Source organism: Pseudomonas sp. PDNC002, assembly GCF_016919445.1.
GTDB lineage: Bacteria > Pseudomonadota > Gammaproteobacteria > Pseudomonadales > Pseudomonadaceae > Pseudomonas.
The window spans coordinates 4,072,961-4,096,541 of the sequence record NZ_CP070356.1 but is presented as its reverse complement, the minus strand read 5'-3'; the positions used below and the strand labels follow the sequence as shown (position 1 = coordinate 4,096,541).

General features: G+C 66.1%; 21 protein-coding genes. 16 read left to right on the top strand and 5 right to left on the bottom strand.

Annotation, left to right across the window (positions count from 1 at the left end):
- Positions 1 to 336: 336 nt before the first annotated feature.
- From JVX91_RS18790 to paaY, 5 genes are all read right to left on the bottom strand, one after another.
- Positions 337 to 1,827, bottom strand: a complete 1,491-nt coding sequence (locus JVX91_RS18790; protein ID WP_205335682.1) for an aldehyde dehydrogenase family protein — start codon at positions 1,825 to 1,827, stop codon at positions 337 to 339.
- Positions 1,828 to 1,843: 16 nt separating this feature from the next.
- Positions 1,844 to 2,248 (bottom strand): c-type cytochrome, encoded by a 405-nt coding sequence (locus JVX91_RS18785; protein ID WP_205335681.1) that lies wholly within the window; start codon positions 2,246 to 2,248, stop codon positions 1,844 to 1,846.
- Positions 2,249 to 2,536: 288 nt separating this feature from the next.
- Positions 2,537 to 3,454, bottom strand: coding sequence for a transcriptional regulator FeaR (gene feaR, locus JVX91_RS18780; RefSeq protein ID WP_205335680.1), 918 nt, complete (start codon positions 3,452 to 3,454; stop codon positions 2,537 to 2,539).
- A 164-nt stretch (positions 3,455 to 3,618) separates the two neighbouring features.
- On the bottom strand, positions 3,619 to 4,542 hold the full coding sequence (gene paaX / locus JVX91_RS18775; protein WP_054907013.1) for a phenylacetic acid degradation operon negative regulatory protein PaaX: 924 nt from the start codon (positions 4,540 to 4,542) through the stop codon (positions 3,619 to 3,621).
- Positions 4,543 to 4,619: 77 nt separating this feature from the next.
- Positions 4,620 to 5,219, bottom strand: a complete 600-nt coding sequence (gene paaY / locus JVX91_RS18770) for a phenylacetic acid degradation protein PaaY (protein ID WP_205335679.1) — start codon at positions 5,217 to 5,219, stop codon at positions 4,620 to 4,622.
- Positions 5,220 to 5,585: 366 nt separating this feature from the next.
- Between paaY and paaF the strand changes: the two genes are divergently transcribed.
- The 16 genes from paaF (at position 5,586) to JVX91_RS18690 (ending at position 23,537) form a co-directional block, all read left to right on the top strand.
- Positions 5,586 to 6,359 carry a 2,3-dehydroadipyl-CoA hydratase PaaF gene (gene paaF / locus JVX91_RS18765; RefSeq protein WP_205335678.1) on the top strand — a complete coding sequence of 258 codons (774 nt, stop codon included), beginning with the start codon at positions 5,586 to 5,588 and terminating at the stop codon, positions 6,357 to 6,359.
- 70 nt (positions 6,360 to 6,429) lie between these two features.
- A complete protein-coding gene (paaG, locus tag JVX91_RS18760; RefSeq protein ID WP_205335677.1) occupies positions 6,430 to 7,221 on the top strand; it encodes a 2-(1,2-epoxy-1,2-dihydrophenyl)acetyl-CoA isomerase PaaG in 792 nt (263 codons plus the stop codon).
- A gap of 3 nt (positions 7,222 to 7,224) precedes the next feature.
- Positions 7,225 to 8,742, top strand: a complete 1,518-nt coding sequence (paaH, locus tag JVX91_RS18755; protein ID WP_205335676.1) for a 3-hydroxyacyl-CoA dehydrogenase PaaH — start codon at positions 7,225 to 7,227, stop codon at positions 8,740 to 8,742.
- The gene (gene paaI, locus JVX91_RS18750; protein ID WP_205335675.1) at positions 8,735 to 9,175 is read left to right on the top strand and encodes a hydroxyphenylacetyl-CoA thioesterase PaaI; all 441 of its coding nucleotides are present in this window, start codon (positions 8,735 to 8,737) and stop codon (positions 9,173 to 9,175) included. Before paaH ends, paaI begins: the two co-directional genes overlap by 8 nt.
- Positions 9,172 to 10,386 (top strand): 3-oxoadipyl-CoA thiolase, encoded by a 1,215-nt coding sequence (pcaF, locus tag JVX91_RS18745; RefSeq protein ID WP_205335674.1) that lies wholly within the window; start codon positions 9,172 to 9,174, stop codon positions 10,384 to 10,386. Before paaI ends, pcaF begins: the two co-directional genes overlap by 4 nt.
- Positions 10,387 to 10,557: 171 nt before the next feature.
- On the top strand, positions 10,558 to 11,877 hold the full coding sequence (gene paaK, locus JVX91_RS18740) for a phenylacetate--CoA ligase PaaK (protein ID WP_205335673.1): 1,320 nt from the start codon (positions 10,558 to 10,560) through the stop codon (positions 11,875 to 11,877).
- A gap of 346 nt (positions 11,878 to 12,223) precedes the next feature.
- Positions 12,224 to 12,577: a DUF1428 domain-containing protein gene (locus JVX91_RS18735; RefSeq protein WP_054907020.1), complete on the top strand. Its 354-nt coding sequence runs from the start codon at positions 12,224 to 12,226 to the stop codon at positions 12,575 to 12,577.
- 418 nt (positions 12,578 to 12,995) lie between these two features.
- Positions 12,996 to 13,988, top strand: coding sequence for a 1,2-phenylacetyl-CoA epoxidase subunit PaaA (gene paaA, locus JVX91_RS18730; RefSeq protein ID WP_205335672.1), 993 nt, complete (start codon positions 12,996 to 12,998; stop codon positions 13,986 to 13,988).
- Between the two features lie 150 nt (positions 13,989 to 14,138).
- Positions 14,139 to 14,420 (top strand): 1,2-phenylacetyl-CoA epoxidase subunit PaaB, encoded by a 282-nt coding sequence (gene paaB / locus JVX91_RS18725; protein ID WP_024764426.1) that lies wholly within the window; start codon positions 14,139 to 14,141, stop codon positions 14,418 to 14,420.
- Between the two features lie 11 nt (positions 14,421 to 14,431).
- Positions 14,432 to 15,193 (top strand): 1,2-phenylacetyl-CoA epoxidase subunit PaaC, encoded by a 762-nt coding sequence (gene paaC, locus JVX91_RS18720; protein ID WP_205335671.1) that lies wholly within the window; start codon positions 14,432 to 14,434, stop codon positions 15,191 to 15,193.
- On the top strand, positions 15,180 to 15,713 hold the full coding sequence (gene paaD, locus JVX91_RS18715; protein ID WP_205335670.1) for a 1,2-phenylacetyl-CoA epoxidase subunit PaaD: 534 nt from the start codon (positions 15,180 to 15,182) through the stop codon (positions 15,711 to 15,713). Before paaC ends, paaD begins: the two co-directional genes overlap by 14 nt.
- A gap of 167 nt (positions 15,714 to 15,880) precedes the next feature.
- Entirely contained in the window at positions 15,881 to 16,957 is a 1,077-nt protein-coding gene (paaE, locus tag JVX91_RS18710; RefSeq protein WP_205335669.1) for a 1,2-phenylacetyl-CoA epoxidase subunit PaaE, read from the top strand.
- A gap of 373 nt (positions 16,958 to 17,330) precedes the next feature.
- Positions 17,331 to 19,382: a phenylacetic acid degradation bifunctional protein PaaZ gene (gene paaZ / locus JVX91_RS18705; RefSeq protein WP_205335668.1), complete on the top strand. Its 2,052-nt coding sequence runs from the start codon at positions 17,331 to 17,333 to the stop codon at positions 19,380 to 19,382.
- Positions 19,383 to 19,908: 526 nt separating this feature from the next.
- Positions 19,909 to 21,225: an amino acid permease gene (locus tag JVX91_RS18700; RefSeq protein ID WP_205335667.1), complete on the top strand. Its 1,317-nt coding sequence runs from the start codon at positions 19,909 to 19,911 to the stop codon at positions 21,223 to 21,225.
- Complete coding sequence (locus JVX91_RS18695) at positions 21,218 to 22,492, top strand: aminotransferase class III-fold pyridoxal phosphate-dependent enzyme (RefSeq protein WP_205335666.1); 1,275 nt, start codon at positions 21,218 to 21,220, stop codon at positions 22,490 to 22,492. Before JVX91_RS18700 ends, JVX91_RS18695 begins: the two co-directional genes overlap by 8 nt.
- Before the next feature lie 25 nt (positions 22,493 to 22,517).
- Positions 22,518 to 23,537, top strand: coding sequence for a phosphotransferase (locus JVX91_RS18690; protein ID WP_205335665.1), 1,020 nt, complete (start codon positions 22,518 to 22,520; stop codon positions 23,535 to 23,537).
- The last annotated feature ends 44 nt before the right edge of the window (positions 23,538 to 23,581 follow it).

The window sequence follows — 23,581 nt, the reverse complement described above, 5'->3', positions numbered from 1 at the left end:
GAGCGGATCTTATCCGCGATGCTCCGTCCCAGCGCCACGGGGATTCGCGGACAAGGTCCGCTCCTACAAGGCTTCCGCCGCCAATACTGCAAAAAAACGGGCCCGAAGGCCCGCTGCTGAACTCGGCTTCGGCGAATGCCGTGGGCGGATTCTGCCGGCGCTTTAACCCCCACTGCACGCACTTCGTAGGAGCGGATCTTATCCGCGATGCTCTGTCCGAGCGCCGCGGGGATTCGCGGACAAGGTCCGCTCCTACAGGGCTTTTCCCGCCAATACTGCAAAAAAAAACGGGCCCGAAGGCCCGCTGCTAAACGAGGGTGTTGCTCGAACGATCAATCAGTGCGCGATGCACACCGACTTGATCTCGGTATAGGCCTCGACCACCGCGCGGCCGAACTCGCGGCCCATGCCCGACTGCTTGACGCCGCCGAAGGGCATGCTCGGGTCGAGCAGCACGTGGGCGTTGACCCACACGGTGCCGGACTCGATGCGCGGAACCAGGTTCATTGCCTTGGACAGGTCGTTGGTCCACAGGCTCGCACCCAGGCCGTATTCGCTGTCGTTGGCCATTTCGATGGCCTGGTCTTCATCGTCGAACGGCAGGACCGCCAGAACAGGACCGAACACTTCGTCACGGGCCACAGCCATCTGCATGGTCACGTCCGCCAGCACGGTGGGCTGCACGTAGAAGCCGCTGCCGCCGACCTGCTCGCCACCGCAAACGATGCGCGCACCCTGCTCGCCGGCGCGGGCAATGTGGTCCAGCACGCTGCGCTGCTGCTTGGCCGACACCAGCGGGTTGATCTGCGCGGACGGGTCCATGCCCTCGCCCAGGCTCATGCCCGCGACAGCGGCCGCCAGCTTCTCGACGAATTCGTCGTAGCGCGAACGGTGCACGTAGAAACGCGAGGCCGCGGCGCAGACTTGGCCATTGTTCAGCAAGCCGCCCAGCAGCGCGCCCTGCACGGCGTTGTCGATATTGGCGTCGGCCAGCACGATCATCGGGTTCTTGCCACCCAGTTCCAGGGCAAAGCGGGTCATGTTCTGCACGGCCGCCAGGCCGACGCTGCGACCTACGGCGGTGGAACCGGTGAAGGACACCTTGTTGACCAGCTTGTGGCTGGCCAGCCCGCCGCCAATGCGCGGACCATCACCGGTCACCAGGTTGAACACGCCAGCCGGCACGCCGGCTTCGAAGGCCAGTTCAGCCAGACGCAAGGCGGTCAGCGGAGTTTCCGAAGCGGGCTTGATCACCACGCTGTTACCGGTAGCCAGTGCTGGAATCAGCTTCCACACGGCGATCATCAGCGGGAAGTTCCACGGCACGATGCCGGCGACCACGCCTACCGGCTCGCGGCGGGTGTAGGCGGTGAACTTGGCGCCCGGCGGCAGCGGAATGGAGACGTTCAGCGACTGGCCTTCGATCTTGGTCGCCCAGCCGGCCATGTAGCGCATGAACTCGACGGTGGCGCCCACGTCCAGCATGCGCGCGATGTTGATCGACTTGCCCTGGCTGAGGGTTTCCAGCTGGGCCAGTTCTTCGCCGTTGGCTTCCACCAGGTCAGCGAAGCGCAGCAGGATGCGCTCGCGGTCGGCCGGGCGCAGGTCGGCCCAGACACGGGATTTGTAGGAGGCGTGAGCGGATTTCACCGCGCGGTCGAGCAGGTCGGTATCGATGTCGGCGACGCTGGAAATCGCCTGGCCGGTGGCCGGGTTGAGCACGTCGGTACGCGCGCCCTCGGGCACCACCCAGGCGCCGTCGATGAAGCAGCCATGCTTGCGCTGCAGGAAGGCCGCGACCTTGGGCAGAGTCTGTGTGACGTTCATGGTCTCTCCTGGAATATCAGTGCTGCTGACTCAGCCAGCAGGTGAGCGCCCGCCGCTCGGCCGCGTCGGCCAGGCCTGCGAAGGGCATGTAGGTTCCCGGCACGGCGGCCTGGGGCTGGCTGACGAAAGCGTCGAGGTTGTCGCGCGACCAGGCCGCGCCCTTGCCTTTCATCGCCTGGGAATAGCTGAAGCCGGCGAGCGAGCCGGCCATCCGACCGACCACGCCATGCAGGTTCGGGCCCATCATTCCGGGGCCGTCGGCCTTGGCGGTGTGGCAGATCGAGCAGTCGCGGGCGAAAACGGTCTCGCCCTGCTGCGCATCGTTTGCCGGGCAGTCCCCGGCGAACGCCAGGACCGGTTGCAGCAGCGCGCCGGCCAGCAGCAGGCCGAGGGCGCCGAATCGGAGCTTGTTGCGGGACATCGGGAAATCACCTTCGAGTACAGCTTGCGGCCGAATGGCGCGCGTCATCGAAGGTGATTGTTGCCAGCGGCGCTCGGGAGGGTCTTTTCCTCTGTGCCAGTCGTGTTGGCGGGAGTGCCAGGATGGCGGAAAGGTGCGCGCGCTTTCGTAGGAGCGGATCCTATCCGCGACCCGGCCAGCAGGCCGGAAGTCGAAGATTGCACCGCTTTCGCGGTGATCGCGGAGAAGCTCCGCTCCTACAAGCGCAGTGTTGAGCGATAACGGTCGTCAGTCGCTGACCTGCGCGGCTCAGTTCACGTAGCGCTTGCGATACTCGCCCGGCGACACGCCAAAGCGGCCCTTGAACGCCGTGGAAAAGTAGCTCGAATCGGAGAAGCCCCAGGCATAGCCCAGGGCCGACAGCTTCTGCTCGAACTGGGCGTTGCGTAGGGTTTCGGCGCAGAAGTCCAGGCGGCGGTTCTTGATGTACTGTGCCACCACCAGGCCCTTCTTGGCGAACATGCGGTACAGGCCGCGCACCGAGATGCCCACTTCACGGGCGATCAGCTCGGGGCAGAGCTCTTCGGCGCCGATATGCTGGTCGATGAAGGCGGTGGCCTTGCGGAACATGCGCTCGTGGTTGTCCTGCTCGGCGTCGTGGCTGGCCAGCGCCGGGCGCAGCAGCGTCACCAGGGCGTCCAGGGTCGCTTCGCTTTCCAGCATGCCGAGGCTTTCCTGCTGGCTGGTCTCGACGATCAGTCGATTGGCGAGCACGGCAATGGGCGAGCTGGCGGGGATCTTCGAGGCGCAGGTCACTTCGGACATGCGCAGGCCGCGCTCGATCACCTGGCGCGGGAGGATCAGCGAGAGCTGCCGGGACTCCTCCAGGTAAGTCATGTCGCTGGGGCGGCTGGCGTCGATCAGGCTGATGTCGCCACGCGACAGCTCCACACGGTTGTCGCCCTGCTCCAGGCGCGAACGCCCTTCGAGCTGGAACACCGCGTAGTAGTGGCCGCCGGCGCTGGAGCCGACCTCCTTGCTGGTCCGGTACAGGTGCACCTGGGCCATGTCGACCACGGAAAGCTTGATCGCACCGCCCTGGTACTCGCGCAACCGTCCATGGAACTGGGGGCCGAGGGTGCGCGCATCGAAACGACCGCACGCCCGGTTGACCTGTCCCAGCCACGCCTCGAAAGCGTCATCCCTCAATGTCGATGAAGAATTCATGACCTGCAAAGCCTCACACGCATTGTTTGTTGTTATTCAGCGACGGCCTCATGGGCCTGTCGTCATCGTCCGCCGCGAGCCTTCTCAGGAAGGATTCGCGTCGGTGTCCCCGCTCTGCAACCGCAGCGTTGCAGAGCGGGAGGCATTTTTCACGCCAACTCCTGTCAGTTCAATCCGCCGAAACGCTTATAGAAGCTTTCCCCGACATCCGGCAGCGGGCCGTCGGCGGTCTCCAGGTTGCGGTTCAGCCAGTCCTCGGCCTTGGCGTGGATCAGTCGGTAGATGTTGCGGCACAGCTGTCGCGCGGCGCGACCTTCCCAATCGCCCGGGAGCAGTTCGTCGGGCAGTTGTGGGTCGCGCAGTAGCAGCCGGCGGTATTCGTGGATCAAAAGGGTGCGCGCCAGGAAGCAGTCTTCCGGGCGCAGCTGGTCCTGCTCGCGCAGTGCCTGCCAGAGCGGGCGGAACAGCTGGATGAATTCGCTGTAGTGCTCGCCGAGCTCGTCGATCTTCCAGCTCTCGCGCACCTGCATGCGCATGGCGCGGGAAGCCAGCACGTCCTGGGCGCGGGTTTCGAAGACGATGCAATCGTCGGCGACTTCGAGGTCCTGCAAGGTTGCCATCACGTCGCTGCGATCGGCGCGCGGGCAGGCCATGACGGTCGGCGAAATCGCGCCGAAGCCCTGCCATTCCAGTTCCTCGCGGACCTGCTTGCGCTTGTCGGCGGCGATCTGCGAGAGCATTACCAGGGTCCAGGAGCCGTCCCAGGCCGGCAGGCTGGAGCTGTAGACGCGCTTGAAAGCCTTTTCGAACCGCCGCCGGCCGGTGCCGGTCAGGCTGTAGTAACTGCGCCGGCCGACCTTCTCGGCGGTCAGCCAGTCTTCCTTGGTCAGGCGGAAGATCGAGGTACGGATAAGCCGCTCGTTGATGCCGAAGGGTTCCAGCAGATTGATCAGGCTACCCAGCCAGACGGTGCCGCCATGGGGTTCGATGGCATCGCCGTAAAGGGTGATGATCAGCGAACTGGCGCGGATCGGCGTCTGTTCCTGGAAGCGATTGATCAGCTGATTCAGCGGTGCTAGAGCGGTCATGGCACGGTGCGCAGTCGGAGGAGCGGCGACTATACCTGCCCGCCGCACCGCCTGGCCATTGGAGCGAACCCCAGTACTCATGCGCCCTTCCCTACCTTGGGCCGAAAACCGGAATCCCCCAGACGCGGGCGCTCTTCTTCTATTTCCGCCAGCGGCTGGCATTCCACCAGGCTGGTGATGCAGCGTTTGGCCAGCGCCTGGTATTCCTCGGTGCCACGGCGCTTCCAGGCAATCTCCTCGTCGCTGAGGCTGCGCTTGACGCTGGCCGGCGCGCCCATCACCAGACTCTGCGGAGCGCACTCGAACTTGGCCTTGACGAAGGCGGCGGCTGAAACGATGGAGCGAGCACCGATCTGCGCGTAATCCATCACCACGGCATTCATGCCTACCAGCGCGTCCTCGCCGATCCGGCAGCCGTGAAGCACGGCACCATGGCCAATGTGGCCGTTGCGTTCGACGACGGTGTCGCTGTCCGGAAACCCGTGCATGACGCAGGTGTCCTGAAGGTTCGCACCTTCTTCGAGGACGATCCGTCCGAAATCACCGCGCAGTGCCGCCAACGGGCCGACGTAACAGCCGGGGCCGACAATGACATCACCGATCAGCACGGCGGTGGGATGGACATAGGCGGTCGGGTGTACGACGGGGCGCACGCCTTCAAGGCTGTAGCAGGGCATCGGGTTCTCCGGCTTTGCGGCATCTCTGCGCAAAGCGATTTGTTCTTTTGCAAATCTTGTATCACATCAAATCAAAACCAACCAATCTAAATCTGCCGTATCGCTTTCAAGGAATGTCTTACCCTCCTCAAAAACCCTTACAAAACCAGTAAATACGCCACAAAAGCTCTCACAAAAGACAGGTGGCTTGATCGACTCACTGGCAACGGCAGAAACACTTTAGACACGTGATTCAACTTTCGTAGTTGTTTTCTTGTATCACTTTAGGCCTATACTGCGGAAAGGCCGGAGACGGGCAACGCCTGCCTCCCATAATTCCAATACCAGCCGGCCACGAAGCCGTGCGTGCAGCCTGAGGACGATGTCATGCCTCGCACCCTTGCCGTTCAGATGCCTGAAGCGGGCATTCGCCTGATCACCCTGCAGCGCCCCGAGGCGCTGAATGCCCTGAACACCGAACTGCTCGGCGAACTGGCCGCCGAACTCGACGCCGCCGAGCAGGACAGCGAAACCCGCGCCGTGGTGCTGACCGGCAGCCGCAAGGCCTTTGCCGCCGGCGCCGACATCAAGGAGATGGCCGAACGCGACCTGGTCGGCATCCTCAACGACCCCCGCGTCGGCTACTGGCAGCGCATCGCCGCCTTCTCCAAACCGCTGATCGCTGCCGTCAACGGCTTCGCCCTGGGCGGCGGCTGCGAGCTGGCCATGCACGCCGACATCCTGATTGCTGGCGAAGACGCCCGCTTCGGCCAGCCGGAAATCAACCTCGGCATCATGCCCGGCGCCGGCGGCACCCAGCGCCTGCTGCGCGCCGTGGGCAAACCGCTGGCCATGCAGATGGTGCTCACCGGTGAAGCCATCGACGCGCGCCACGCCCAGCGCGCCGGCCTGATCAGCGAAGTCACCCAACCCGAATTCACCGTCGAACGTGCCCTGCAGATCGCCAAGCTCATCGCTGCCAAGGCGCCGCTCGCCGTGCGCCTGGCCAAGGAAGCGCTGCTCAAGGCGCAAGACACCGATCTTGCGACCGGCCTGCGCTTCGAACGCCACGCCTTCACCCTGCTGGCCGGCACCGCCGACCGCGACGAAGGCATCCGCGCCTTCCAGGAAAAGCGCAAGCCAGCCTTCCTTGGCCAATAGAGCCAGGGCCGCTGAGCGAATCCCCCTTTTTTCCGGCAAAAGCCTGCCTATTGATGGAGCGAGCCCGCCCATGAACTTCGAGCACATCCTGTTTTCCATCGAGGACGGCGTCGCCCTCCTCAGCCTGAATCGCCCGGAGCAGCTGAACAGCTTCAACGCCGCCATGCACGGCGAAGTGCGCGAGGCGCTCAAGCAGGTCCGGCAGAACCCGGAAGCCCGCGTCCTGCTGCTGACCGGCGAAGGCCGCGGCTTCTGCGCAGGCCAGGACCTGTCCGATCGCAACGTCGCACCCGGCGCGGAAGCGCCTGACCTCGGGCAGTCCATCGAGCAGTTCTACAACCCGCTGATCCGCACCCTGCGCGACCTGCCGCTGCCGGTGATCTGCGCCGTGAACGGCGTGGCCGCCGGCGCCGGCGCGAACATCCCGCTGGCCTGCGACCTGGTGCTGGCGGCGCGTTCGGCCAGCTTTATCCAGGCCTTCTGCAAGATCGGCCTGATCCCCGATTCCGGCGGCACCTGGACGCTGCCGCGCCTGGTCGGCATGGCCCGCGCCAAGGCGCTCGCGCTGCTGGGCAATCGCCTCACCGCTGAACAAGCCGAACAATGGGGCCTGATCTTCCAGGTGGTGGATGACGCCAACCTGCGCGAGGAAGCGCTCAAGCTCGCTCGCCATCTGGCCACCCAGCCGACCTACGGCCTGGCGCTGATCAAGCGCAGCCTCAATGCCAGCCTGAACAACAGCTTCGACGAGCAGTTGGAGCTGGAGCGCGACCTGCAGCGCCTGGCCGGCCGCAGCGAGGACTACCGCGAGGGCGTGTCCGCCTTCATGGAAAAACGCACCCCCAGCTTCAAGGGCCGCTGATCGATGAGCGCACTTCAGCAAGACGCGAAAGTCGCGGTCATCGGCGCAGGCGCCATGGGTGCGGGTATCGCCCAGGTCGCCGCCCAGGCCGGCCATCCGGTGAAGCTCTACGACAACCGCCCCGGCGCCGCCGCCCAGGCCATCGACGGCATCGACCGCCAGCTCGGTCGCCTGGTGGAGAAAGGCAAGCTCGGCGCCGAGGAACGCAGTGCCATCGTCGCGCGCCTGCAACCGGTGGAAGCCATCGAGGCACTGGCCGACTCGAAGCTGGTGATCGAGGCCATCGTCGAGAACCTGGAGGTCAAGCGTGGCCTGTTCCAGCAGTTGGAAGCGCTGTGCGCAGAAGACTGCATCCTCGCCAGCAACACCTCCTCGCTGTCCATCACCAGCCTCGCCGCCGGGCTGAGATTTCCTGGACGCGCAATTGGTATGCACTTCTTCAACCCGGCGCCGCTGATGGCGCTGGTGGAAGTCGTCTCCGGCCTCGCCACCGATCCTGCACTGGCCGACAGCCTGTATGCCACCTCGCTGGCCTGGGGCAAGAAACCGGTGCACACCAGGTCGACCCCCGGCTTCATCGTCAACCGCGTGGCGCGCCCCTTCTACGCCGAAAGCCTGCGCCTGCTGCAGGAAGGCGCCGCCGACTGCGCGACGCTGGATGCGCTGATGCGCGATGCCGGCGGCTTCCGCATGGGCGCCTTCGAGCTGACCGACCTGATCGGCCACGACGTCAACTACGCCGTCACCTGCTCGGTATTCGCCGCCTACTACGGCGACTTCCGCTTCCAGCCCTCGCTGATTCAGAAGGAACTGGTGGACGCCGGCCGCCTCGGCCGCAAGAGCGGTCGCGGCTTCTATGATTACGCCGAAGGTGCCGAGCGACCGCAGCCGGCCAGCCTGAGCAGCGCCTCGCCTGTCAGCGCCTGCGTACTGGAAGGCGATCTGGGCGTCGCCCAGCCGCTGGCGCAGCGCCTGAAAGACGCGGGCATCGAGATCGTCCAGCGCGCCGGCAATGGCCTGCTGCGTGTCGGTGATGCGGTGATCGCCCTGTCCGACGGCCGCCTCGCCAGCCAGCGCGCCAAGCAAGACGGCCTGCGCAACCTCGTGCTGATCGACCTCGCGCTGGACTACACCAAGGCTTCGCGCCTGGGCATTGCCTGCTCGGCGGACACCACACCCGAAGCACTGGACCAGGCCGTCGCCCTGCTGGCCAAGGCCGGCATTACCGCTAGTCGCCTGAGCGACACACCCGGCCTCGCCGTGCTGCGCACCGTGGCGATGCTCGCCAACGAAGGCGCAGACGCCGTGCTGCAAGGCGTGGGCAGCGCCGGTGACATCGACCTCGCCATGCGCGCCGGCGTGAACTACCCGCAGGGCCCGCTGGCCTGGGCCGGGCAGATCGGCATCGGCAACGTGCTGCGCGTGCTCGACAACCTGCAAACCGCCTACGGCGAGGACCGCTATCGCCCATCCCTGCTGTTGCGCCGCCTGCATGCCGAGGGGAGAGCCTTCCATGACTGACGCAACCCAGCTCGCCCGCGCCTGCGCGGAGTCCATGTACGAGCGCGACCAGGCCACCCGCCGCATGGGCATCCAGCTGCTGGATGCCGGCCCGGGCAGCGCCAAGCTGTCGATGCGCGTGCGCGAGGACATGATCCAGGGCCACGGCACCTGCCATGGCGGCTACCTGTTCGCCCTGGCCGACTCGGCCTTCGCCTTCGCCTGCAACAGCTACAACGACGCCACCGTCGCCATCGGCTGCAGCATCGATTACGTGGCGCCGGCCCGCGAAGGCGACGAGCTGGTCGCCAGCGCCTTCGAACAGAGCCGCAGCGGCCGCACCGGCAATTACGACGTGCGCATCGAGAATTCCCAGGGCCAGCTGATCGCCCTGTTCCACGGCAAATCCTACAAAGTGCGCGGCACCGTGCTGGCGCAGGAGACCTCCGAATGACAGACCTTACTGACGCCCTGATCATCGACGCCGTGCGTACGCCGATTGGCCGTTACGCCGGCGCCCTGTCCGGCGTGCGCGCCGACGACCTGGCGGCGATCCCGATGAAGGCCCTGATGCAACGCCACCCGGAGCTGGACTGGAGCGCCATCGACGACGTGATCTTCGGCTGCGCCAACCAGGCCGGCGAGGACAACCGCAACGTCGCGCACATGGCCTCGCTGCTGGCCGGCCTACCGGTCACCGTGCCCGGCACCACGCTCAACCGCCTGTGCGGCTCCGGCCTTGACGCCGTGGGCAGCGCCGCCCGCGCCCTGCGCTGCGGCGAGGCCGGGCTGATGCTGGCCGGCGGAGTGGAATCCATGTCCCGCGCGCCGTTCGTGATGGGCAAGTCCGAACAGGCCTTCGGCCGCAGCGCGGAGATCTTCGACACCACCATCGGCTGGCGCTTCGTCAACAAACTGATGAAAAAGCAGTTCGGCATCGATTCCATGCCGGAAACCGCCGAGAACGTCGCCGAGCAGTTCAACATCAGCCGCGAAGACCAAGATGCCTTCGCCCTGCGCAGCCAGCACAAGGCCGCCGCCGCCCAGGCCAATGGCCGCCTGGCGAAGGAAATCGTCCCCGTGGAGATTCCCCAGCGCAAAGGCCCGGCCAAGGTAGTCGAGCAAGATGAACACCCGCGCGGCGACACCACCCTGGAGCAACTGGCCAAGCTCGGCACGCCGTTCCGCGAAGGCGGCAGCGTCACCGCCGGCAATGCCTCGGGCGTCAACGACGGCGCCTGTGCGCTACTGATGGCCTCCCCGGCCGCCGCCGCGCGTCACGGCCTGAAGGCCCGCGGCCGCGTGGTCGCCATGGCCACCGCCGGCGTCGAGCCGCGGATCATGGGCATCGGCCCGGTGCCGGCGACCCGCAAGGTGCTGGAGCTGGCCGGCCTGTCGCTGAACGACATGGACGTGATCGAACTCAACGAAGCCTTCGCCGCCCAGGGCCTTGCCGTGCTGCGCGAGCTGGGCCTGAAGGATGACGATGCACGGGTGAACCCCAACGGTGGCGCCATCGCCCTCGGCCACCCACTGGGCATGAGCGGTGCGCGCCTGGTCACCACCGCCCTGCACGAACTGGAAGAACGCGATGGCCGCTACGCCCTGTGCACCATGTGCATCGGCGTCGGCCAGGGCATCGCCCTGATCATCGAGCGAATCTGATCCAAAGGAAGGTTCGGACCCCGCACCGCCAGTCGCCAAGTGCACCGGCTGGCAGACAGAGCAACGTCTCTGGCAGGGGTTCGAATCCTTCCGCGAACGGGGGCGTTATGCTGCTCCCATGACACTCGCAGCCCTCACCGGCTGGCGTACAAGAACAAATCGAGTGAACCCATGAACATGTACCATGATGCCGAACGTGCCCTGCTTGACCCGATGGAGACCGCCAGTGTCGACGAGCTGCGCCAGCACCAGCTGGAGCGCCTGCGCTGGAGCCTCAAGCACGCCCACGACAACGTCCCGCTGTACCAGAAGCGCTTTGCCGAGGCTGGCGTACACCCGGACGACCTGACCTCCCTGGACGATCTCGCCAAGTTCCCCTTCACCGGCAAGAACGACCTGCGCGACAACTACCCCTACGGCATGTTCGCCGTGCCGCAGAACGAGATCGTGCGCCTGCACGCCTCCAGCGGCACCACCGGCAAACCCACCGTGGTCGGCTACACGCAGAACGATATCGACACCTGGGCCAACGTGGTCGCGCGCTCCATCCGCGCCGCCGGCGGCCGCAAGGGTGACAAGGTGCACGTGTCCTACGGCTACGGCCTGTTCACCGGCGGGCTCGGCGCGCACTACGGCGCCGAGCGCCTGGGCTGCACCGTGATCCCGATGTCCGGCGGCCAGACCGAGAAGCAGGTCCAGCTGATTCGCGACTTCCAGCCGGACATCATCATGGTCACCCCGTCCTACATGCTCAACATCGCCGACGAGATCGAGCGCCAGGGCGTCGATCCGCACAGCCTCAAGCTGCGCCTGGGCATCTTCGGCGCCGAGCCGTGGACCGCCGAACTGCGCCGCGCCGTGGAAGAACGCATGGGCATCACCGCCCTGGACATCTACGGCCTCTCCGAAATCATGGGCCCGGGCGTGGCGATGGAATGCGCCGAGACCAAGGACGGCCCGACCGTCTGGGAAGACCACTTCTACCCCGAGATCATCGACCCGGCTACCGGCGCGGTATTGCCGGACGGCCAGTACGGCGAGCTGGTGTTCACCTCGCTGTCGAAAGAAGCGCTGCCGATGATCCGCTACCGCACCCGCGACCTGACCCGCCTGCTGCCGGGCACCGCGCGACCGATGCGGCGCATCGACAAGATCACCGGGCGCAGCGACGACATGCTGATCATTCGCGGCGTCAACGTCTTCCCGACCCAGGTCGAGGAGCAGGTGCTGAAGATCAAGCAACTCGCCGAGTGCTACGAGATCCACCTGCACCGCAATGGCAACCTCGACTGCATCGACGTCCACGTCGAACTGCGCCACGACCAGCAGGGCCTGTCGGCGGATGAGCAGAAGGCCATCGGCAGCGAACTGGGCAAGCAGATCAAGACCCACATTGGCGTCAGCGCCCGCGTGCTGGTGCAGCCGTCCCACAGCCTCAAGCGCTCGGAAGGCAAGGCCTGCCACGTGTATGACAATCGGCCCAAGGGCTGATTCGCCGGCGTGACTGAAAGCCCCGCTTCGGCGGGGCTTTTTATCTTCAGAAGGAGTGATTTAGAACCTCGGCGCGCGCAATCACCCCTCACCCCAGCCCTCTCCCAAGGGGAGAGGGAGCAGTTCGCAGCTGCCGGTTGGCTCGGCATTCCTCTTCACGCCGAACGGTCCCCTCTCCCTCTGGGAGAGGGTTAGGGTGAGGGAACGCCCAGCGCCCATCGCTCCAGCAACACGACAACCATCCGTCGCCTCCCCCACCTTCCCTGTCGATCTATCCGTCCCTCCTTCGACTATTCCTCAAAGGCAGGCGGCATCCGGCCGCCGGCCCACTCGCAGGAGATGAACGATGACCTATGTCGATGGCTTCCTCGTACCGGTGCCCACCGCCAGCCGCGAGCGCTACATAGAGGTGGCGCGCAAGGCTGCGGCGCTGTTCAAGGAGCATGGCGCACTGAGCGTCGTCGAGTGCTGGGGCGATGACGTGCCCGAGGGCAAGGTGACCTCCTTCCCCATGGCGGTGAAGCGCAAGGAGGACGAAACCGTGGTGTTCTCCTGGATCACCTGGCCGAGCAAGGCCGCGCGGGACGAAGGCATGAAGAAGTTCATGGAAGACGCCCGGATGAAGACCGACTTCAACGACATGCCCTTCGACGGGCAGCGCATGATCTTCGGCGGCTTCCAGGTGATCGTCCAGGCCTGACGCCCGCCCTGCTCTTCGTAGGAGCGGACCTTGTCCGCGAAGTCATCCATCCCGGCTGCGCCGGGATTCGCGGACAAGGTCCGCTCCTACAAGAGCAGCTTCACCGCAACACAACGGCGAATAGAATTTTACTTTGCGTATCACTTCATCGAATTTCCCGCCGCTCCGCTGGTTTTCGACCTCCGTCTTTCCGCACCTGAAATCCTGACAAATTCCTGCGCATTTTCCGCGCAATCGATACATATCAAGAAAATTACGTACCATTTCTGGCCGGAAAGCTCTGGCTCGCCTCGATCAAAGCGATACAAAACTCATTTACGACACATCATTTAATATTAGACATTCATTTCTGTATCATTTAAAACTACAGCCATGGCCAAGGCCGCCCCACGAACAAGACAAAGGCTGGAGACACAGCATGTACGCACAACTGGTTGAGACCGGCGTGAAGCGCATCAAGGCGCTGGACGAGATGTCCCCCGAGGAACGCGCCTTCCAGGAAAAGATCGATGCCGAGGTGAAGATCGAGGCGAAGAACTGGATGCCCGACGCCTACCGCCAGACGCTGATCCGGCAGATTTCCCAGCACGCCCACTCCGAGATCGTCGGCATGCTGCCCGAGGGCAACTGGGTGACCCGCGCACCGACCTTGAAGCGCAAGCTGCAGCTGATGGCGAAGATCCAGGACGAAGCCGGCCACGGCCTCTACCTTTACAGCGCCATGGAAACCCTGGGTGCCGACCGTGACGCCGAGATCGCCAAGCTGCACAGCGGCAAGGCCAAGTACTCGAGCATCTTCAACTACCCGACGCTGAACTGGGCCGACATGGGCGCGGTGGGCTGGCTGGTGGATGGCGCGGCGATCGTCAACCAGGTGGTGCTGCAGCGCACCTCCTACGGTCCCTATTCCCGCGCGATGATCCGCATCTGCAAGGAAGAGAGCTTCCACCAGCGCCAGGGCTACGAAATCCTCCTGACCATGATGCGCCACGGCAACCAGGCGCAGAAGGACATGGTCCAGGACGCCATCAACCGCCTCTGGTGGCCGGCCCTGATGATGTTCGGCCCCAGCGACGCCGATTCCCCCAACAGCGCCCAGTCCATGGCCTGGAAGATCAAGCGGCAGAGCAACGACGAGCTGCGCCAGCGCTTCGTCGACCAGACCGTGCCGCAGCTTGAGCTGCTCGGCTGCACCGCCCCGGACCCGGACCTGAAGTGGAACGAGGAACGCGGCCACTACGACTTCGGCGACATCCAGTGGGAAGAATTCTACGAAGTGCTCAAGGGCAACGGCCCGTGCAACACCGAGCGCGTCGCCACCCGCCGCAAGGCCATCGAAGACGGCGCCTGGGTCCGCGAAGCCGCGGTGGCCTACGCCCGCAAACAACAACAGAAGAAAGACGCAGCCTAATTCCGCCTCTGAGCTAGCGAGCTAGAGCAGAACTAGGCGGAAACAGGCGCGGGCGCGGAGTTTACGGTTGTAAATGAGCAAGCCCGGGCCTGTTTCCAACGACGTTATGCCGACGCGCAGCAGCTCATGCCTGATGAGCAGGAGAACACCATGAGTGAGTGGACCCTTTTTGAAGTTTTCGTCCGTAGCAAGCACGGCCTGAACCACAAGCATGTCGGCAGCGTCCATGCCGCCGACGCCGCCATGGCCATCGAGAACGCCCGCGAGCTGTACACCCGCCGCAACGAAGGCGTGAGCCTGTGGGTCGTGCCCTCCGCGCTGATCACCGCCTCCTCCCCCGACGAGAAGGACCCGCTGTTCGACCCGGCGCAGGACAAGGTCTACCGCCATGCCAGCTTCTACGAGCTGCCGCCCGAAGTCGGCCACATGTGAGATCGCGTGCGATGAACCCGAATTCTGACAAGATCGAATACCTGCTGCGCCTCGCCGACAGCGCCCTGATCCAGGGCCAGCGCCTGTGCGAGTGGTGCGGCCACGCCCCGGCCCTGGAAGAAGAGCTGGCGCTGATGAACGTCGGCCTCGACCTCGTGGGCCAGGCGCGCAACTGGTACGAGTACGCCGTGGAACTGCTGGACGACGGCCGTGACGCCGATCACCTGGCCTTCCGCCGCGACGAGCGCGCCTTCCGCAACCTGCTGCTGGTGGAACAGCCCAACGGCGACTTCGCCGTGACCATCGCCAAGCAGTTCCTCTACGACGCCTGGCACTTCCACGTGCTGCACGCCCTGAGCAGTTCCAGCGACGAGCGCATCGCCGCCATCGCCGCCAAGGGCCTGAAGGAAGTCACCTACCACCTGCGCCGCTCCTCCGAGTGGGTGCAACGCCTGGGTGACGGCACCGAGGAAAGCCATGCGCGCATGCTCGCAGCGATCCCGCAGGTGTGGCGCTTCACCGTCGAGCTGTGCAACGCGGATGAAGTCGAGCAGCGCCTGTTCGCCGAAGGCGTCGCGCCGAACCCGGAAGAGCTGGCCGCCGCGTGGAAAGCCAAGGTCGCCGACATCTTCGCCGCCGCGACCCTGCCGCTGCCGGAGCCTGCGGTGAACTTCTACCTCAGCGGCCGCCGCGGCCTGCACACCGAGCACCTGGGCATTCTCCTGGCCGAGATGCAGTTCCTCCAGCGGGCCTACCCCGATGCAACCTGGTGAGCTGATTACCAGCGACCGCGGCGCGCGCGCCGGCACGGCTGATGACCTCAGCCGCGCCTGGAACGTGCTCGGCGCGGTGATGGACCCGGAAGTGCCGGTGGTCAGCGTGGTCGAGCTGGGCATCGTGCGCGGGCTCGACTGGCAGGACGGGCACCTGCACGTGGTGGTCACCCCGACCTACTCCGGCTGCCCGGCCACCGAAGTCATCGAGCAGGACATCCAGCACGCTCTGGAGCACGCCGGCTTCGCCGCGCCGCAACTGGAGCGCCGTCTGAGCCCGGCCTGGACCACCGACTGGATCAGCGACGAGGGGCGCAAGGCACTGCGCGACTACGGCATCGCCCCGCCGGCCGGCAGCACCAGCAAGCGCAGCCTGCTCGGCGAGACCCCGGAAGTGCGCTGCCCGCAGTGCGGCAGCCTGCACACCGAGCAGCTCAGCCAGTTCGGCTCTACTGCCTGCAAGGCGCTGTACCGCTGCATCGACTGCCGCGAACCCTTCGATTACTTCAAGTGCATCTAGGAGGACGAAGACAAACTGCTGCGCTCGGCCATGCGTCATTGGAAACGACTTCGAAATGCTCATTCACAGATGTGAACTCCGCTTCCGAAGCCGCTTCCGCCTCGCCTGACCTTCGCTCGCGACGTTTGTATTCGCCCTCCGTGCGGTAGAACCGCAGGAGAACAACAATGAGCAAGTTCCACAGTTTGAAGATCAAGGAAGTGCGCGCCGAAACCCGCGACGCCGTGTCCATCGCCTTCGACGTCCCGGCGGACCTGGCCGACAGCTTCCGCTTCCAGCATGGCCAGCACCTGGTCATGCGCACCCAGCTCGATGGCGAGGAAGTGCGCCGCTCCTACTCCATCTGCAGCGGCGTCAACGACGGCGAGCTGCGCGTGGCGATCAAGCGCGTGCCTGGCGGGCGTTTCTCCGCCTACGCCAACGAGACGCTGAAGGTCGGCGCCAGCCTAGAAGTCATGCCGCCAGCCGGCCACTTCAATGTCGAACTGGACCCGGCGCGCCACGGTAACTACCTGGCAGTCGCCGCCGGCAGCGGCATCACGCCGATTCTCTCGATCGTCAAGACCACCCTGGAAACCGAGCCGCACAGCCGCGTCACCCTGCTCTACGGCAACCGCTCCAGCAACGCCGCGATGTTCCGCGAACAGCTCGAAGACCTGAAGAACCGCTACCTGCAGCGCCTCAACCTGATCTTCGTATTCAGCCGCGAACAGCAGGACGTCGACCTCTACAACGGCCGCATCGACGCCGACAAATGCGGCCAGCTGTTCAGCCGCTGGCTCGACGTGAAGAGCCTGGACGCCGCCTTCATCTGCGGCCCGCAGGCGATGACCGAGACCGTACGCGACCAGCTCAAGGGCAACGGCATGCCGGCCGAGCGCATCCATTTCGAGCTGTTTGCCGCCGCCGGCAGCGAGAGCAAGCGCGAAGCCCGCCAGGCAGCCGCCGCCGTCGACAGCGCGAAGAGCCAGATCACCGTGATCAGCGACGGTCGCGAACTGTCCTTCGAGCTGGCCCGCAACAGCGTCAGCGTGCTCGACGCCGGCAACGCCCAGGGTGCCGAACTGCCGTACTCCTGCAAGGCCGGCGTGTGTTCGACCTGCAAGTGCAAGGTGGTTTCGGGCGAAGTGGAAATGGACAGCAACTTCGCGCTGGAGGACTACGAAGTGGCGGCGGGCTACGTGCTGAGCTGCCAGGCGTATCCGATCAGCGACAAGGTGGTCCTCGACTTCGACCAGCTCTGATTTTGCTCCTCGTAGGAGCGAGCTTGCTCGCGAACCGCACTCTGCCGCTTCGGCGAGTACACGGGGGTTCGCGGACAAGGTCCGCTCCTACAAGAGCCGTGCCTCCCTGTAGGAGCGGACCTTGTCCGCGAAACGCCGGCAAGGCCGGCGCAAACAGATTCGCGAGCGAGAACCAGGCATCCCCCTCGCTCCAACAGGACACCAACCCGTTCCACCGCCCACGGCCCACAAGGCCCCTGGCGGACCTAATCCGGCGGCCTAGCACCGCCAATTGGCTCTTCATTATGAAGAATGCGCCGCCGACGCCCACCCGGCGCGGCGGTCACCGGCAGCAGCCGGCCCCCTTTGCGTAGCGATCCGGAGGACAACAACCATGGCCCAAGAGCCTATCCTGCAAAGTTTCATCGGCGGCCGCTGGGTCGGCCAGCATGGCGCCCAAGCGCTGCGTAGCGCGCTCAATGGCCAGGCCGTGGCGCGCACCCACGAAGAGGCGCTGGACTTCGCCGAAGCCGTCGCCCATGCCCGCGAGCAGGGCCTCAAGGAACTGATGTCCATGGACTTCCAGCAGCGCGCCCAGCGCCTGAAAGCCCTGGCGCTGTACCTGACCGAGCGCAAGGAACAGCTCTACGAGATTTCCCGCCACAGCGGCGCCACCCGCGCCGACAGCTGGATCGACATCGAAGGCGGCGCCGGCACTCTGTTCGCCTACGCCGGCGTTGGCGGCCGCGAGCTGCCCTCGGGCAACGTGGTCCACGAAGGTCCGGCGATGCCGCTGGGCAAGACCGGCAAGTTCGCCGGCAGCCACATCCTGGTGCCGCGCGGCGGCATCGCCGTGCACATCAACGCCTTCAACTTCCCGATCTGGGGGATGCTGGAGAAGTTTGCACCGAGCTTCCTCGCCGGCATGCCGTGCATCGTCAAACCGGCTACCGCCACCAGCTACATCACCGAAGCCGCCGTGCGCGTGATGCATGAATCCGGCCTGTTGCCGTCCGGCAGCCTGCAGCTGATCATCGGCGGCACCGGGGACCTGCTGGACCGCCTGCAGGGCCAGGACATCGTGACCTTCACCGGCTCGGCGGACACCGCCGCCAAGCTGCGCGTCAATCCGAACCTGATCCGCAACTCGGTGCCGTTCAACGCCGAGGCCGACTCGCTGAACTGCGCCATCCTCGCGCCGGACGTCACCCCGGACGACGAAGAATTCGACCTCTTCGTCAAGGAAGTGGCCCGCGAGATGACCGTCAAGGCCGGGCAGAAATGCACCGCCATCCGCCGCGCCATCGTGCCCGCCAAGCACATCGACGCCGTGGCCGAACGTCTGCGTGACCGCCTGGCCAAGGTCGTGGTCGGCGACCCGTCGGTGGAAGGCGTGAAGATGGGCGCCCTCGCCTCCCACGCCCAGCAGGCCGACGTCGCTGAGCGCGTGGAAGCCCTGCTGAAATCCAGCGAACTGGTCTTCGGCGCGAAGGACGGCTTCGCCCCGCGCGGCGACGGCGTGGCCGAAGGCGCGTTCTTCGCCCCGACCCTGCTGCGCAGCCGTGATCCGCACGCCGAAGGCGGCGCCCACGACATCGAGGCATTCGGCCCGGTGACCACCCTGATGGCCTACGACGACATCGACGAAGCCGTCGCCCTCGCCGCCCGCGGCAAAGGCAGCCTGGTGGCGAGCCTGATCACCCGTGATCCGCAGGTCGCCGCGAAAGTCGTCCCGGTGATGGGCGCCCTGCACGGCCGCCTGCACATCCTCGACCGCGAGTCCGCCGCCGAATCCACCGGTCACGGTTCGCCGCTGCCGGTGCTCAAACACGGCGGCCCGGGTCGCGCAGGCGGTGGTGAAGAACTGGGCGGCGTACGCGCGGTGAAGCACTACCTGCAGCGCACCGCCGTACAGGGCTCGCCGACCATGCTGATGGCCGTCACTGGCGAGTACGTGCGCGGCGCCAAGGTCTACGAGACCGAGGTGCACCCGTTCCGCCGCTTCTTCGACGACCTGAAGATCGGCGAATCGCTGCTGACCCACCGCCGCACCGTCACCGAGGCTGACCTGGTCAACTTCGGCTGCCTGTCGGGCGACCACTTCTACATGCACTTCGACGAGCTGGCGGCCAAGGACTCGCAGTTCGGCAAGCGCATCGCCCACGGCTACTTCGTGCTCTCGGCGGCGGCCGGCCTGTTCGTCTCGCCCGGCGTCGGCCCGGTGCTGGCCAACTACGGCCTGGACACCCTGCGCTTCATCAACCCGGTGGGCATCGGCGACACCATCCAGGCGCGCCTGACCTGCAAGCGCAAGATCGACCAGGGCAAGAAGAGCCCCAAGGGCGAGCCGCAGGGCGTGGTCGCCTGGGACGTGGAAGTCACCAACCAGCTCGGCGAACTGGTGGCCAGCTACGACATCCTCACCCTGGTGCTCAAGCGCGCCTGATGCGCTGAGCCCAGCGACGCCAGTGTCACCCCTCGACCGGCCTTCGGGCCGGTTTTTTTATGCGCCCAGTAGGAGCGCGCTTGCCCGCACCCTGCCGATATGCAGGTGCAAGCGGATGCCAATCGCGGACAAGGTCCGCGAAATCCCACCGCACAATCCGCACCCACCCGAAAACACCACTGCATAGCCCCCGCAGGAATGGCCTCCCCCCGCGACCTGTGCCCGACCATGATCCGAAAAATCGCCAGCGTGCAACGCCTCCGCTAGCCCTCCCTGCCAATGCCCCAAGCGTCTTTGCGCATTTCTGATATCGCCCCACCCCGCGCCCTTCGTACCTTTCCACCTGCCCGCCGCATCTGACGGCTGGCGCGTGCAACCCCATAAAACAACAAGAAGGGCCCGCTCCATGACTCCACGCATCCCACCGTCGGCGCTCGCCGGCGACCTCCCTTGCCCGCTGCGCTCCGGCGCTCGCGGCTGACTGCCGTTCACCACTTCGATCAATCACAGGCAAGGGACATTCACCATGCTCAAACAAGGCGTACTCCGTTGGCCCCAGATCGCCGGGCTCGGCATTTCACTGGTCATCGCCGGGCAGTTCTCCGGCTGGAACTACGGCCTGGCCAGCAGCGGCTGGGCCAACATGCTCGTCGCCACCCTGCTGATGGCCGTGCTCTGCGGCGGCCTGGCGCTGTGCGTGTGCGAACTCTCCACGGCGCGACCCCACGCCGGCGGCGTGTTCGCCTACGCGCAACTGGCCTTCGGGCCCTTCGTCGGCTACCTGGTGGGCGCCGCCTGCGCGCTGGCGCTGACCATCGGCACGGGAGCTGCCGCCAACTTCCTCGCCGCCTACATGGAATCGGTATTCGGCTTCGGCGGCTGGCCGGTGCGCATCGGCCTGTTCGCGGTGATCATCGGCATCCACATCATCGGCGTTGGCGAGGCCCTGGGCCTCACGCTGCTGGCCGGCGCCGTGGCAGCCATCGCCCTGCTGGCTTTCGGCGGCGCCATGCTGCCCCACGTACACTGGGAAAACCTGCTACCGACCGCTGGCAGCACCTTGCCGGGCGTAAGCGTCGCCGGCGTGTTCGCCTGCGTGCCCTTCGCCATCTGGATGTTCATCTGCCTGGAACAGGTCGCCTCCGCCGCCGAGGAAGCCGCCGAGCCGGGCCGCAGCATGCCGCGCGGGATCATTGCCGCCGTCGGCACGCTGCTGCTGACCGCGCTGACCGTGGTCATCAGCGCGCCGGGCGCGGCCGGTGTGGAAGTGGTCGGCAACGCTGGCGACCCGCTGTATGCCGCCATGACCCACGGCGGGCTGTACGGCGAGCGTGACTGGCTGCCGCTGCTGGTCGGTTCCGGAGCCGTCTGCGGACTGCTGGCGACCTTCTTCTCGGTAGTGTTCTCTGCCTCTCGCCAGCTGTTTGCCCTGTCCCGCGACGGTTTCTTCCCCGGCGCGCTGGCTCGTACCAACCGCCGAGGCGCGCCCTACGTCGCCCTGCTGGTGCTGACGGTGATCGGCCTGCCGCTGACCCTGGTGCCGCCGGAAAAACTCCTGCTGTGCATCGTCCTGCTGCTGGGCAGCTGCCACCTCGTGCTGTTCGCCGCCTACCTGCGCCTGCACCGCAGCCAGCCTGGCCTGGCCCGTCCGTTCCGCCTGCGCGGCGGCCCGGTGATCGCCAGCATCGGCATGTTGCTGACGCTGGTGGTGATCGCCGCCTGCTTCCAGCTGGAAGTCGCCATGCTTAGCGCTCTGGCCCTGGTGGTTGCACTGCTGATCCTCAATTACCTGCTGCGCGCCACCCGCGCCGGCAAGCCCCTGGAGAATGCCGAGAATGTCTGAACCAACCCTGCTGCAACGCCGCCACCAGGTCATGGGTGACGCCTCGCCGCTGTTCTACGACGAGCCGCTGGAGCTGGTGAAAGGCGAAGGCGTCTGGCTGGTCGACAGCGCCGGCAAGCGCTACCTCGACTGCTACAACAACGTGCCGTGCGTCGGCCATTGCCACCCGAAAGTGGTCGCGGCCATGGCGGAACAGGCGGCGACGCTGAACATTCACACCCGTTATCTGAACGAGCGCGTGGTGCGTTACGCCGAGAACCTCACCGCGACCTTCGCCGAGCCGCTCGACAGCCTGATGTTCACCTGCACCGGCAGCGAGGCCAACGAGCTGGCCCTGCGCATGGCGCGCTTCGCCACCGGCAACAAGGGCGTGATCGTCAGCGACTACAACTACCACGGCAACACCACCACGCTGGCGGCGGTGACTACCGCACTGCCCAGCTCCGAGCCGTTCTCGACGCACGCCCGCGCCGTGCCGGTCCCGTGCCTGTACCACGCGGACGGCACCCCCGAGCAGGTCGCCGACCGCTACGTGGCGAAAGTGGCCGAGGCCATCGCCGAACTGCAGGCGGCCGGCGTCGGCCTGGCCGCCATGCTGATCGACACCCTGTTCGCCAATGAAGGCATCCCGCGCCTGCCGGCCGGTTACCTGGAGCGCGTGGCGAAGCTGGTGCGCGATGCCGGCGGGCTGCTGATCACCGACGAAGTGCAATCGGGCTTCGCCCGCACCGGCGACCATATGTGGGGCCACCAGTCGCACCCCCTGGTGCCGGATATCGTCACCCTCGGCAAACCCATGGGTAACGGCTTCCCCCTGGCGGGCGTGGTCACCAACCGCGAGCGGGTGGAAACCTTCGGCCGCAGCAATATGTACTTCAACACCTTCGGCGGCTCGCCGGTGGCCGCGGCCGTCGGCCAGGCGGTGCTGGACGTGATCGCCGAGCAGGACCTGCAAGGCAACGCCCGGCGCCAGGGCGCGAAGCTCAGCGCCGAGCTGCACCGTCTCGCCGAGCGTCACTCGATCATTGGCGATGTGCGCGGCCAGGGCCTGTTCTTCGCCGTGGAGCTGGTGCGCGACCGTGCCGGCCGCGAGCCGGCCGGCCTCGAAGCGCGGCGCATCGTCAACGCCATGCGCCAGCGCGGCGTGCTGATCAGCAAGATCGGCGGCGACGACAACATCCTCAAGATCCGCCCGCCGCTGGTGTTCGAAGCCGAGCATGGCGATCTGTTCATCGACACCCTGGACCAGGTCCTGGGCGAACTCTGAGGCAGTACCGATGGAAAGAATGCCCATGACTGACTTCTCGACGCTGGATCATGACCAGCAGATCGCCTGCCTGCGCGAGCTGGCGCTGGACGCCCTGCGCCACTGGGACGGCGACTTCATCGGCCTGGAACTGCTCAAGTACCGCGAGAACGCGGTGTTCTGCGCCACCCGCAGCGACGGCACGCGCAGCGCCCTGCGCGTTCACCGTGGCGGCTACCACAGCGAAGCGGCGCTGCGCTCCGAGCTGACCTGGATGGAGCAACTGGCCGCCAGCGGCATCGGTGTGCCGAGCATCATCCGCACGCGCAATGGTGAACATCTGGCCGAAGTGCGCAGCGCCGCACTGGAAGAGTCGCGCTTCGTCGACATGCTCGGCTGGCTCGGCGGCAGTACCCTGGGCTCTGCCGAACAGGGCCTGAGCGCCGATGGCGACATCGAGGCGCTGTTCCACCAGGCCGGCGCCGTGGCCGCGCGCATCCACCTGAATTCGGCCCAATGGCGCCAGCCCAACGAGTTCACCCGCCACGCCTGGGACGAAGAAGGCCTGGTGGGCGCCAGCCCGTTCTGGGGGCGTTTCTGGGAACTGGACCTGCTCAGCGACGAACAGCGCGAGCTGCTCCAGCGCGCCCGCCAGGAAGCGCGCCTGGACCTGCGTCGCTACGGCCGAACCTTGGGTAACTTCGGCATGATCCACGCCGACCTGGTACCGGAGAACCTGCTGCTCGAGGGCAATGAACTGCAGCTGATCGACTTCGACGATGCCGGCTTCGGCTGGCATATGTTCGAGCTCGCTACGGCGTTGTATTTCTGCCTGGACGACCCGCGCCTGGCACGGATACAGGCGGCGCTGCTGGCTGGCTACGACTCGGTCAAGCCGCTCTCCGCCGCCGACCACGCGGCCCTGCCGATGTTCCTCGCCCTGCGCGGCACCACCTACCTGGGCTGGGTGCACACCCGGCGCAACAGCGAAACGGCTCGGGAACTGGCGCCCATGCTGATCGACCGCGCCTGTACACTGGCCGCTGCCTACCTCGCCGGTCGCTGAATCTGGCAGAGCGCCGCAAGCCCCTGGCGCGCAGGCACAAGCCT